The organism is Dietzia sp. HMSC21D01 (assembly GCF_001815995.1).
In the GTDB taxonomy this organism is placed as follows: domain Bacteria; phylum Actinomycetota; class Actinomycetes; order Mycobacteriales; family Mycobacteriaceae; genus Dietzia; species Dietzia cinnamea.
In genome coordinates this window covers 1-11217 of sequence record NZ_KV823873.1, presented here as the reverse complement: position 1 = coordinate 11217, position 11217 = coordinate 1, and the positions used below count along the sequence as shown (strand labels likewise).

The 11217-nt window shown below is 70.8% G+C and carries 13 protein-coding genes and 3 tRNA genes; 14 read left to right on the top strand and 2 right to left on the bottom strand.

Annotated elements, in window-relative coordinates; genetic code table 11:
* Window positions 1–2: 2 nt before the first annotated feature.
* The 3 genes from crtI to HMPREF3086_RS07070 are packed head-to-tail and all read left to right on the top strand — an operon-like array spanning window position 3 to window position 3282.
* Window positions 3–1691, top strand: coding sequence for a phytoene desaturase family protein (crtI, locus tag HMPREF3086_RS07080; protein ID WP_061228435.1), 1689 nt, complete (start codon window positions 3–5; stop codon window positions 1689–1691).
* Entirely contained in the window at window positions 1688–2032 is a 345-nt protein-coding gene (locus HMPREF3086_RS07075) for a lycopene cyclase domain-containing protein (RefSeq protein ID WP_070720994.1), read from the top strand. Before crtI ends, HMPREF3086_RS07075 begins: the two co-directional genes overlap by 4 nt.
* Window positions 2029–3282, top strand: a complete 1254-nt coding sequence (locus tag HMPREF3086_RS07070) for a prenyltransferase (RefSeq protein WP_311200571.1) — start codon at window positions 2029–2031, stop codon at window positions 3280–3282. Before HMPREF3086_RS07075 ends, HMPREF3086_RS07070 begins: the two co-directional genes overlap by 4 nt.
* 214 nt (window positions 3283–3496) lie before the next feature.
* On the opposite strand, the gene HMPREF3086_RS07065 is transcribed toward HMPREF3086_RS07070, so the two are convergent.
* Window positions 3497–4219, bottom strand: coding sequence for a glycosyltransferase family 2 protein (locus HMPREF3086_RS07065; protein WP_070720990.1), 723 nt, complete (start codon window positions 4217–4219; stop codon window positions 3497–3499).
* Window positions 4220–4340: 121 nt separating this feature from the next.
* Here HMPREF3086_RS07065 and HMPREF3086_RS07060 point away from each other — a divergent pair.
* The 9 genes from HMPREF3086_RS07060 to rplA all read left to right on the top strand — a co-directional run bounded on the left by HMPREF3086_RS07060 (window position 4341) and on the right by rplA (window position 8787).
* A tRNA-Thr gene (locus HMPREF3086_RS07060) sits at window positions 4341–4413 on the top strand.
* A gap of 42 nt (window positions 4414–4455) precedes the next feature.
* A tRNA-Met gene (locus HMPREF3086_RS07055) sits at window positions 4456–4529 on the top strand.
* A gap of 276 nt (window positions 4530–4805) precedes the next feature.
* Window positions 4806–5201, top strand: coding sequence for a (3R)-hydroxyacyl-ACP dehydratase subunit HadA (hadA, locus tag HMPREF3086_RS07050; RefSeq protein WP_061913630.1), 396 nt, complete (start codon window positions 4806–4808; stop codon window positions 5199–5201).
* A complete protein-coding gene (locus HMPREF3086_RS07045; protein ID WP_082767669.1) occupies window positions 5198–5680 on the top strand; it encodes a MaoC/PaaZ C-terminal domain-containing protein in 483 nt (160 codons plus the stop codon). The genes hadA and HMPREF3086_RS07045 overlap by 4 nt, the downstream gene beginning before the upstream one ends.
* A gap of 172 nt (window positions 5681–5852) precedes the next feature.
* Window positions 5853–5925: transfer RNA gene (locus HMPREF3086_RS07040), tRNA-Trp, on the top strand.
* Between the two features lie 37 nt (window positions 5926–5962).
* Window positions 5963–6301: a preprotein translocase subunit SecE gene (gene secE, locus HMPREF3086_RS07035; protein ID WP_061228431.1), complete on the top strand. Its 339-nt coding sequence runs from the start codon at window positions 5963–5965 to the stop codon at window positions 6299–6301.
* A 64-nt stretch (window positions 6302–6365) separates the two neighbouring features.
* Window positions 6366–7283: a transcription termination/antitermination protein NusG gene (nusG, locus tag HMPREF3086_RS07030; RefSeq protein WP_070720986.1), complete on the top strand. Its 918-nt coding sequence runs from the start codon at window positions 6366–6368 to the stop codon at window positions 7281–7283.
* Between the two features lie 256 nt (window positions 7284–7539).
* The gene (gene rplK, locus HMPREF3086_RS07025; RefSeq protein WP_061228429.1) at window positions 7540–7974 is read left to right on the top strand and encodes a 50S ribosomal protein L11; all 435 of its coding nucleotides are present in this window, start codon (window positions 7540–7542) and stop codon (window positions 7972–7974) included.
* 90 nt (window positions 7975–8064) lie between these two features.
* Window positions 8065–8787, top strand: coding sequence for a 50S ribosomal protein L1 (gene rplA, locus HMPREF3086_RS07020; protein WP_070720983.1), 723 nt, complete (start codon window positions 8065–8067; stop codon window positions 8785–8787).
* A 100-nt stretch (window positions 8788–8887) separates the two neighbouring features.
* On the opposite strand, the gene HMPREF3086_RS07015 is transcribed toward rplA, so the two are convergent.
* Window positions 8888–9871, bottom strand: a complete 984-nt coding sequence (locus HMPREF3086_RS07015; RefSeq protein ID WP_070720980.1) for a diacylglycerol/lipid kinase family protein — start codon at window positions 9869–9871, stop codon at window positions 8888–8890.
* A gap of 339 nt (window positions 9872–10210) precedes the next feature.
* Between HMPREF3086_RS07015 and rplJ the strand changes: the two genes are divergently transcribed.
* A complete protein-coding gene (gene rplJ, locus HMPREF3086_RS07010) occupies window positions 10211–10723 on the top strand; it encodes a 50S ribosomal protein L10 (protein WP_061228426.1) in 513 nt (170 codons plus the stop codon).
* A gap of 60 nt (window positions 10724–10783) precedes the next feature.
* Entirely contained in the window at window positions 10784–11170 is a 387-nt protein-coding gene (gene rplL / locus HMPREF3086_RS07005) for a 50S ribosomal protein L7/L12 (RefSeq protein WP_061228425.1), read from the top strand.
* The last annotated feature ends 47 nt before the right edge of the window (window positions 11171–11217 follow it).

The window sequence follows — 11217 nt, the reverse complement described above, 5'->3', positions numbered from 1 at the left end:
CGATGAACCCCCGGCACGCCCCGGACGGGCCCGTCGTGGTGGTGGGCGGCGGGATCGCGGGCCTGGCGACCGCAGCGCTGCTCGCCCGCGAGGGCCGCGACGTCACCCTGGTCGAGGCCACTGACCAGGTCGGCGGCCGCGCGGGCAGCTGGTCGGCGGTCGGGTTCCGCTTCGACACCGGCCCCTCGTGGTACCTGATGCCCGAGGTATTCGACCACTTCTTCCGTCTCTGTGGCACCTCCGCGGATGAGCAACTCGACCTGGTCCGCCTGGACCCCGGGTACCGCGTGTACTTCGAGAACCGGCGCGACCCGGTCGATGTCCGCTCGGACCGCGCGGCGTCCACGGCCCTGTTCGAGTCGCTCGAGGCCGGCGCCGGGCGGGTGCTGGGTACGTACCTCGACTCGGCGCGCACGACGTACGACCTGGCGCTCAAGCGGTTCCTCTACACCAACTTCACCTCGTACCCGGCGCTCGTGCGGCCGGACGTCGTGGCCCGGGCCGGCAGCCTGGTGGCGCGGCTCGTGCAGCCGCTGCACTCGTTCGTGTCGCGGCGCTTCTCCGACCGGCGCATCCAGCAGATCCTCGGCTACCCGGCCGTGTTCCTCGGCTCCTCGCCGTACCTGGCGCCGTCGATCTACCACCTCATGAGCCACCTCGACCTCACCGACGGCGTCCTCTACCCGCGGGGCGGGTTCACCGAGGTGATCGCCGCCGTGCGCAGGGTGGCCGAGGAGCAGGGGGTGCGCATCCACACGGGCACCGAGGCGATCGAACTGGTCACCACATCCGAGGGCGCCGCCGGGCGCGTGTCCGGCCGGGCCCGCCCCCGTGTGCAGGGCCTGAGGGTGCGCGACCGGGCAGGGGCGGAGCGGACGCTGCCGGCCGGCCTCGTCGTCGGCGCCGCCGACCTCCACCACCTCGAGACCCGGTGGCTCCCGGAGGACCTCCGCACGTACCCACAGAAATACTGGGACGCCAAGACCCCCGGGCCGGGCGCGCTGCTCATCCTGCTCGGCGTGCGCGGCGAGCTGCCGCAGCTCGCGCACCACACGCTGCTGTTCACCGACCGCTGGGAGGAGGGGTTCGACGCGATATTCGGCGACGACCCGCACATCCCCGACCCGGCGTCGCTCTACGTCTGTCGACCCAGCGCCACCGACATCGACCCGGCAGCCGGGATCGCGCCGGAGGGGCACGAGAACCTCTTCGTCCTGGTGCCCATCCCCGCCGATCCGTCCCTCGGGCGCGGCGGCGTGGACGGTGCCGGGAATGTGGTGATCGAGGCCGCCGCCGACCGCGCGATCGCCCAGATCGCCGAGTGGACGGGCGCCGACGACCTCGCCGAGCGGGTCGTCGTGCGGCGCACCATCGCGCCCGCCGACCTCGAGGCCGACCTCGGCGCGTGGCGCGGCACCGCCCTGGGCCCGGCACACACGCTCGCGCAGAGCGCGTTCTTCCGCACCCGCAACGTGAGCAAGCACGTCGACGGCCTGTACTACGCGGGTGCCTCGACGATCCCCGGCATCGGCCTGCCGATGTGCCTCATCAGCGCCGAGCTGGTGCTCAAGCACGTCCGCGGGGACACGAGCACGGCGCCGGTCGCCGAGCCCGGCGGGGGCACGGTGTTCGATCGGGCCGCCGCCAGCGGGGGCGCGGCGTCGGGCGGGGGCACGGTGTTCGACCGGTGATCGGGCTGGCGTACCTGGCGGTCCAGGCGATCTCGTTCGCGGGCATCCTCGTCATCGACCATCGCTGGAAGCTCGCGGCGTTCCGCGCGCCGGCGGCCACCGCGCTCGCCGTGACCGCGTCGGTGGCGCTGCTGCTGACGTGGGACGTGCTCGGCGTGCGCAGCGGCGTGTTCTTTCGCGGGCAGACCGACTTCATGACCGGGTTGCTCGTGGCGCCGGAGATCCCGCTCGAGGAGGTCGTGTTCCTCGCGTTCCTGTCCCACCTCGCGCTCGTGTGCGCGACCGGGGCGGTGACGTTCGTCGAGCACGTCCGGTCACGGCGGGCGGGGGAGCGCGCGTGAGCATCTACTCCACGATGAACGCCACCATGTCCATCCCGGTGGTGGCGGCCGCGCTCATCGCTCTGTGGCGCCTGCGCGGAGAGGACCGGCGACGCTGGCTCATCGGGGTCGGAGGCTCGCTCGTGGTGCTGCTCGTGCTCACGGCGATCTTCGACAACATCATGATCGCCGCCGGGCTCGTGGCCTACGACGACGCCCTCACCAGCGGCATCCGCCTCGGCCTGGCACCGATCGAGGACTTCGCCTATGCCGTGGCGGTGGCGGTGTTCATGCCGTCGGTGTGGTTCGTGCTCACCGCGCGGCCGCGTGCGGTGGCGGTGGGTGGCGCGCCGGGGCGGGGTGACGACGACGAGGTCCGCAGCCCCGACCGGCCCGCACCGCCCGGACTGCTCACCACCCTCTTCTGGTCGTCCCGCCCGGTCTCGTGGATCAACACCGCCGCCCCGTTCGCACTGGCGTACTTCCTGGCCACTGGCGGGTTCGACCTGGTGGGCGTGATCGGGACGGTCTTCTTCCTGGTGCCGTACAACCTTGCGATGTACGGGATCAACGACGTCTTCGATCACGAATCCGACCTGCGCAACCCCCGCAAGGGCGGGGTCGAGGGGGCGGTGCTCGACCGGTCGCTGCACAGGCCGACCCTGGTGGCGTCGGCCGTGACGACCGTGCCGTTCTTGGTCTACCTCGTGGTGGTCGGGACGCTCGAGTCGTCGCTGTGGTTGGCGGCGAGCGCGTTCGCGGTGATCGCCTACAGCGCCAAGGGGCTGCGTTTCAAGGAGATTCCGTTCCTGGACTCCGGGACGTCGGCGTTCCACTTCGTCTCCCCGGCGATCGTCGGCTGGACCATCGCCGGAGCAGATCTCAGCGGCGGGGTGTGGGCCTGCCTCATCGCGTTCATGTTGTGGGGTGCGGCGTCGCAGGCGTTCGGTGCGGTGCAGGACGTGCGCTTCGACCGCGAGGCCGGCCTGAAGTCGGTCGCCACCGTGCTCGGGGCGCGGGCCACGGTGTGGTTCGCGCTGGCCTGCTACGCGGCCGCCGTACTGGTGCTGCTGACTTCGGCGCCGTGGCCGGCCTCGGGGGCGGCGTTCGCGATCCTGCCGTACCTCGCGACGGTGGCCGCCTACACGCGGGTCACCGATGCCACAGCCGAGGCGACCAACGAGGGCTGGAAGCGCTTCCTGGTGCTCAACATGCTCGCGGGATTCTGCGTGACGCAACTGGTCCTCTGGTCGGTCCTCGTCTGGGACTGAGCTGCGGGCAGTCCGGCAGCGCGTATGCCGCCGGGTGTGCTGGCTCTTCGGCTCGCGCTGCCGGTGTGGTCCCTTCCCCCAGCTCAACCCGTCGATTTTCGAGCAATCCGACATCGCAGGTCAAAGGGGCAGCGCATTCGGGGCCGGATGTGCTGGCGGAATGGCCGAACCGCCAAAGCCGCGCCCGACCCGGTGTGGCCGACGCCGCGCCGGGTCAGCGCTGGACGCGTTCCAGCCACCGCTGCGACGGCGGGCTCGTGCGCCAGTTGCGGAAGATCGTGCGGAACGCCCGCGAGAAGCGGCGGCGCATCGCGGCGGGGTCGTCGAAGGGTCGGGCCGAGATGCCCACGGCGAGCGAACGGTCCACCCACAGGCGGTCCGCGGCTCCGAACTGGAACGACAGGTCGATGTCGTCGTGCAGCTCCGGGTCGGTGCGGTCGACCCCGTCGCGGACCCGCTCCCACGCGTTGCGGCGCATCGCCAGGTTCGAGCCGAACAACACCGGGTGGGCCATCGCGGATCCGACGGACACGAAGAACGCGTCCATGTAGAGCAGCTTCGCCGCCCGGGCCCGCCAGCCGGTCAAGCCGATGAACTCGCCCGGCCCCGAGACCGCGACGAGTTCGGAGTCGGCGGCGAACGCGGACTCGATCCGTGCCAGCCAGTCGGAGCCCGGTCGGGAGTCGGCGTCGAGGCGGGCGATGACGTCACCCGTGGCGGCGTCATACCCGGACGCGGCCGCGGCGGGGATCCCGCGCACGGGCTCAACGACCACGCGGGCGCCTGCGGACCGCGCCACCGCGACGCTGTCGTCCGAGCAGCCGTTGTCCACCACCACGACCTCGTCGGGGGCCCGAGTCTGTGCGGCGAGCGCGGCCAGACACCCCGCGAGCTCGCGGGCGTCGTCGAGCACGGGGATGACCACGGAGATGCGCACCCGCCCATCCTGCCGGAGACAGACCCCTCACCGGCGGATTTGTGCGGCGTTCGGCGGTGTGTGTAATCTGCTAAAGGCTTCAGCGCCGAGCGGTTGGGAGATCAGCCGCAGAGCGTAGCCCGCCCCCTTAGCTCAGTCGGCAGAGCGTTTCCATGGTAAGGAAAAGGTCGTCGGTTCGATTCCGACAGGGGGCTCGCACTGTGCGGGGCGGCTCGATCGCCCGACTGGCAGGGCATGCCGGTGTAGCTCAGCTGGTTAGAGCGCACGACTCATAATCGTGAGGTCGGGGGATCGAGTCCCCCCACCGGTACGACTTCCATCGAAGGCCGTCCGCATCGCCGCGGGCGGCCTTCGTCGTTCCGGCCCGGGGAGCGACTCTCTCGCACCGGACGTCGATCGGGGTACAGCGGTCGCGGGCGTGGTTCCGTCCCTGCCGCCGAACACGCCGTGGCTCAGCCGGAAGTCCGGGGGCGTGTCCAGTCATGGCTCACGTCGCACCTCCTGCTGGACCGCCCTCACCGTAGGAGCCGGGGCGCCGCCGCGAGGGCGATCCCGCCGCACGCGCCCTCAGGTAGCGTCGGGGGCTGTGAGCACAGACACCGCCGATGACCTCGTCGTCGTCGCCGATCCCGTGACCGTGACCGACGCGGTCGTGACACGGTTCGCCGAGGCCGTCGGCGCGCCCGCCGGTCAGGTCCCCGCGACGCTGGCCGCCGCCCTGACCGCCCCGGTCCAACGCGCGGTGATGGAGCACCCCGCGCTGCGCATCGACCTCGCGCGGACCCTCCACACCGCCCAGTCGAGCGAGCACCACCGGCCGATCCGCGTGGGCGACGTCCTCACCGCCACCGCGACGGTCACCGGCGTGCGGTCGGCGCGCGGCGGGCGCATGATCGGTTTCGACACGGTGCTCCGCGACGCCGACGGCGAGCCCGTCCAGACCCTGACCAGTGCGTTGCTCACCGCGGAGGTGGAGGCGTGACCAGGCCGGAGGAGACGACCGCGCCGGAGGAGACGCCCGCGCCGGAGGGCACGACGGGGGCGACGACGACGAGTCCCGCCGCCGGCGACGCCCTGCCCCCGCGGACACTGCCGGTCCGGCGGGAGGACCTGCGTCGCTACGCCGAGGCGTCGGGGGACCACAACCCCATCCACCTGGACGACGCGGCAGCGCAGGCGCTCGGCCTGCCCGGTGTGGTGGCGCACGGGATGCTGACCTCGGCCCTGGCGATCGGGGTCGTCGCCGAGTGGGCCGGGGGCGCCGATCGCGTCCTGGCCACCTCGTTCCGGTTCGCCGCCCCCGTGGTGGTGCCGGCCGACGCCCCGGCGCTCCTGGCGGTGGCGGGGACGGTGAAGAAGGTCGCAGAGGACGGCTCGAGCGCCGACGTCGCGCTGGTCGTCACCAGCGGCGGGGCCAAGGTGTTCGGCAAGGCGATCGTCACGGTCGCGCTCGGGGACTGAGAGGGCCGGGGGAGCCGATTTCGGGGCGCCGGGGCGGCTGTCGTACACTGAGATGCCCGACCGAACGTGGTCGCGACCCGCGCTGCCCCCGGGCAGTCGCCGACACTGTAGAGTCGAGGCGATCGTGCGGTCCGCTACGCGGGACGGTACGGGTGGTCGGGAAACCGGCCGAAGGGGCGTAGCTCAACTGGCAGAGCAGCGGTCTCCAAAACCGCAGGTTGCAGGTTCAAGTCCTGTCGCCCCTGCACTTCCCCGCAAGCCAGACGACCCGGAGGTAGCCGCGTGAGCCAGGATCGCGACGACGACGTCGATACCCGCGGCGCTCGCGACTCCGAGGCCGCCGCCGTTCCCACGGGTAAGGCCGGTCGTGCCGACACGGCCGTCGCGGGCCGGGTCCGCACGGACGCGGACAAGCCGGAGGACACGCGGACCGCCCGCGCGAATCCCGTCAAGTACCTCAAGCAGGTCGTCGAGGAGCTGCGCAAGGTCATCTGGCCCACGCGCAACCAGATGGTCACCTACACCATCGTCGTGTTCCTGTTCCTCATCTTCATGACCGCGCTCGTCTCGGGCGTCGACTTCGGCGCGGGCAAGCTCGTCGAGCTCGTCTTCGACCGCTAGAGACCTGCCGCTGAAGGTCCGGGGTGAGATCCGGACCGCCGACTTCGAGAGGACCGCATTTTCCGTGAGCGACATCGATCAGAGCCCCGGGGCCGAGGACGCCGAGCACGCCGCCGCCGAGCACGCCGCCGCCGAGCAGGCCGAGGACGAGACCGTCGCGGCCGGCGCCGAGCTCGACGAGGACGCGGCCACCGACGCCGAGCCCACCGAGATCGACGAGGACGTCGAGGGCGACATCGTCGAGGAGGGTGACGAGGACGTCGCCGAGGCCGAGCTCGACGAGTCGGCGCTGCAGACCGACGACGTGAGCGACGACGCCCCCGCCGAGGAGTCGCCGGCCGAGCCGGCCACGCCCGCGATCGACCCGGTCATCGCGTTCAAGCGCCAGCTGCGCAAGCTGCCCGGCGACTGGTTCGTCATCCACTCGTACGCCGGGTACGAGAACAAGGTGAAGGCCAACCTCGAGACCCGCGCCGTCACCCTCGGCGCCGAGGACAAGATCTTCCAGGTCGAGGTCCCGGTGGAGGAGTACACCGAGGTCAAGAACGGTCAGAAGAAGACCGCCAACCGCAAGGTCCTGCCCGGCTACGTGCTGGTGCGCATGGAGCTCGACGACGAGTCGTGGGGCGTCGTGCGCAACACCCCCGGCGTCACCGGCTTCGTCAGCGCGACCGGCGGCCAGGGCGGCAGCCCCACCCCGCTTTCCCTGAGCGACGTGGCCAAGTTCCTGGCGCCCAAGCCGGAGAAGAAGGCCGCCGCCGCGGGTGTCGCCGACGGCGACGCCGGGTTGGTCCCGCAGAACGTCGAGGTCGAGTTCGAGGTCGGCGAGTCGGTCACCGTCATGGACGGCCCGTTCGCGACCCTGCCCGCGTCGATCTCCGAGGTCGACCCGGCCGCCCAGAAGCTCAAGGTGCTAGTGTCGATCTTCGGCCGCGAGACCCCGGTCGAGCTCGGCTTCAGCCAGGTCGAGAAGATCGACTGACCCGCGCGAACCTCCGGCGACCCGCCCCGCGCCCAGCGTGGGGCGGGTTCGTCGTCTCCGCACCGAAGGCGTCCGGGGGAGCGGTGCGCGCCCACGATTAGTCGTTGCGTGCGCGGAACACGTAAACTCTCCCAGGTTGCGCTTGTGTCGCCGCATGCCCGCCTCACGGTGGGGCGGCGGGGGCGGGTGCACACGACAGTCGGCCTCCCGCGTGTACAGCGCGGTGCCGAGATCCAGTCGAAGAATCAGGAAGACGATGCCTCCGAAGAAGAAGAAGGTCTCAGGGCTCATCAAGCTCCAGATCCAGGCCGGCGCTGCCAACCCGGCCCCGCCGGTCGGCCCGGCTCTGGGTGCTCATGGTGTCAACATCATGGAGTTCTGCAAGGCCTACAACGCCGCCACCGAGAACCAGCGCGGAAACGTCGTGCCGGTCGAGATCACGGTCTACGAGGACCGGTCGTTCGACTTCAAGCTGAAGACGCCGCCGGCCGCCAAGCTCCTGCTCAAGGCCGCCGGCCTGCAGAAGGGCTCCGGCACGCCGCACTCCGCCAAGGTAGGCAAGGTCACCATGGACCAGGTCCGTGAGATCGCGCAGACCAAGCTGGAGGACCTCAACGCCAACGACATCGACCAGGCCGCGAAGATCGTCGCCGGCACCGCCCGTTCCATGGGCATCACGGTCGAGGGCTGACCTCCACCCCCGAGCACTGCGTGGGAGGGCAGCTCAGGCCCGAACCACACCCGACCGCCGCGTGAGTGACGCGGCAGGAATGGATGAGACATGAGCAAGAACAGCAAGGCCTACAAGGCCGCCGCTGAAAAGGTCGACCGCACCAAGCTGTACTCGCCTCTGGAAGCCCTGGCCCTGGCCAAGGACACCTCCTCGACGAAGATGGATGCCACCGTCGAGGTCGCCATGCGACTTGGCGTCGACTCCCGCAAGGCGGACCAGATGGTCCGTGGCACCGTGAACCTTCCGCACGGTACCGGTAAGACCGCCCGCGTGATCGTCTTCGCCGAGGGCGAGAAGGCCACCGAGGCCGAGGCCGCCGGCGCCGACGCCGTCGGCTCCGATGAGCTCATCGAGCGCATCCAGGGCGGCTGGCTCGACTTCGACGCAGCGATCGCCACCCCGGACCAGATGGCCAAGGTCGGCCGTGTGGCCCGCGTTCTCGGCCCGCGTGGTCTCATGCCCAACCCCAAGACGGGCACCGTCACCATGGACGTGACCAAGGCCGTCAACGACATCAAGGGCGGCAAGATCACCTTCCGCACCGACAAGGCCAACAACCTGCACTTCATCGTGGGCAAGGCATCCTTCACGCCGGAGCAGCTCACGGAGAACTACCAGGCCGCGATCGACGAGGTCATGCGCCTCAAGCCGTCCTCCTCCAAGGGCCGCTACCTGCAGAAGATCACCGTCTCCACCACGACCGGCCCCGGCATCCCGGTCGACACGCAGGCGATCTCGAAGCTCCTCGAGGCCGGCACCGACTCGGAGTGAGCTAGCCAGCTCGGCCGAAGGCCCCGCGACCGGAATCGCCGGCGCGGGGCTTTCCGCTCTTCCGGGACCCCTGACGCGCGGCCGAGGCCCGGCGGCTCGTTCAGTACGCGACGCGTACCGCGAGGCCCCTCCGCTTGATCCGGGCGGAGAACTCGGCGACTGTTCCGCGGTCCTCGCCGTCGATCTGGAACGCGGCCGGCTTCTCCAGGATGCGCGCGGTGACACCCACGCCCTGGCGGAAATCCACCGGGCGGGTCTCGTGACGCTCGGGCCCGTGGGACGAACCGCCCCCGCGGCGCAGCGCGCTGAGGCGGTGCCGGACGGTGTGTTGCGCTAGGACCACGCCGGCCTTCGCCCACCCGATCGCGCCCTTCGCACGCAGGGCCATCACGTCCAGCAGGCCGTCGTCGATCACCGCGTCCGGCAGCAGCACCATCCCCGCCTGCAGCATCCCGCAGTTCGCCACGAGCAGGGTCCTCGCGCGGGTCTGGATCCGCGGGCCGTCGTCGAGGGAGTAGTCCACCCTGATCCTGTGGCCGCGCAGCAGGGTGGAGGCGAAGGCGCCCACGTAGGCGAGCCAGCCCACCCGCGCCTTGAGGTCGTCGTCTGTGCCGGCGATCATGTCGGCGTCCATCCCGGCACCGAGCATCACCAGGAACACGTCGTCGTGGGAGTCGCCCTCGCCGTCCGTGTAGCGGACCTCGCCGATGTCGATGGCGCGGCTGCGTCCGGTCATGGCCACCCGCAGCGCGCGGTCGACGTCGTCCAGGGGGATGTCGAGATTCCGGGCCAGCAGGTTGCCGGTGCCGAGGGGGACCACGCCCATCGGCACCGTGGTGCCGATCAGTCCCTGTGCGACCGAGCGCACGGTGCCGTCGCCGCCGCACGCGATCACCAGCCCGGCGCCCTGCGCCGCCGCCTCGGCGGCCTGACCGGTGCCGGGGTCGTCCTCCGTGGTCTCGAGGAAGACGGGGTCGGTCCACCCGTGCCGGGACGCCCGTGCCGTGGCGCGACGGCGCACCTCGTCGACTCCGACCTTGGTGGGGTTATAGACGACGGCGAGGCGGGAGGAGGCTGGAGACACGGGACCAATCTGTCAGAAAGCCGGACTTGCCGCCATTCGCGGCCGGCCCGGGCGATTTGGTATGCGGCGTCCGCCGCCTATACCCTTGGGTCCGAAGTTTGAACGCTCGGAGGTCCAGGCCCCCGGGCGCCTGATCAAGTTTCACCGAAGACCGCAGGTCGCCATTCCCGCCGGGGGTGGTCGAAGGGTCCGGGAGCGCCCGGACGGCCCGCGCAGGAGAACACCGGTCAGCGTAGACGACAGCGCGCCCGCGGGCCCGCCTCCTCCGCGCCCCGTGCCACCTGCGCACGGGGCGTTCGTGTCTCTCCCGGGCGAGATGATGCAGAAAGGAGGCGAAACATGGCAAAGCCCGCAAAGGTCCAGGCCGTCGAGGAGATCAAGCAGCACTTCCAGAACTCCTCCACCGCCGTGGTCACCGAGTACCGCGGACTCTCCGTTCCCCAGGTGACCGAGCTGCGCAAGACGCTGGGTGACGCGGCCACGTACACCGTGGCCAAGAACACCCTGGTCAAGCGTGCGGCCGAGGAAGCCGGAGTCGAGGGTCTCGACGACCTCCTGTCCGGTCCCACCGCCATCGCGTTCGTCACCGGTGAGGTCGTGGACGCCGCCAAGGCGCTCAAGAACTTCGCCAAGGACAACAAGGCGCTCGTCATCAAGGGCGGCGTCATGGACGGCGCCCCGCTGTCCGCCGACGAGCTCGACAAGATCGCCGAGCTCGAGTCCCGCGAGGTCCTGCTCGCGAAGATGGCCGGTGCCCTCAAGGGCAACCAGGCCAAGGCCGCCGGCCTGTTCAACGCGCCCGCCTCGCAGCTGGCACGTCTGTTCGCGGCGCTCCAGGACAAGAAGAACTGATCCACCCCACATGCTTCCGGGCCGTCTGACGGCACCGGGACCAACAGAAAGGACGCCACCATGGCGAAGCTCAGCAACGACGAGCTGCTCGAGGCCTTCAAGGAGATGACTCTTCTCGAGCTCTCCGAGTTCGTGAAGCTGTTCGAGGACACCTTCGAGGTCACCGCGGCCGCTCCGGTCGCCGTCGCCGCCGCCGGCGCCCCGGCTGCCGGTGGCGAGGCCGCCGCCGAGCAGGACGAGTTCGACGTCGTCCTGGAGTCGGCCGGCGACAAGAAGATCGGCGTGATCAAGGTCGTGCGCGAGATCGTGTCGGGCCTGGGCCTCAAGGAGGCCAAGGACCTCGTCGAGTCCGCCCCCAAGGCGATCATCGAGAAGGCCGACAAGGAGGCCGCCGAGGCCGCCAAGACCAAGCTCGAAGAGGCCGGTGCCACCGTCACCCTCAAGTGACCTGACGCACCACCGTCCACAGGGGCGGCCCGGCGACATCGCCGGGC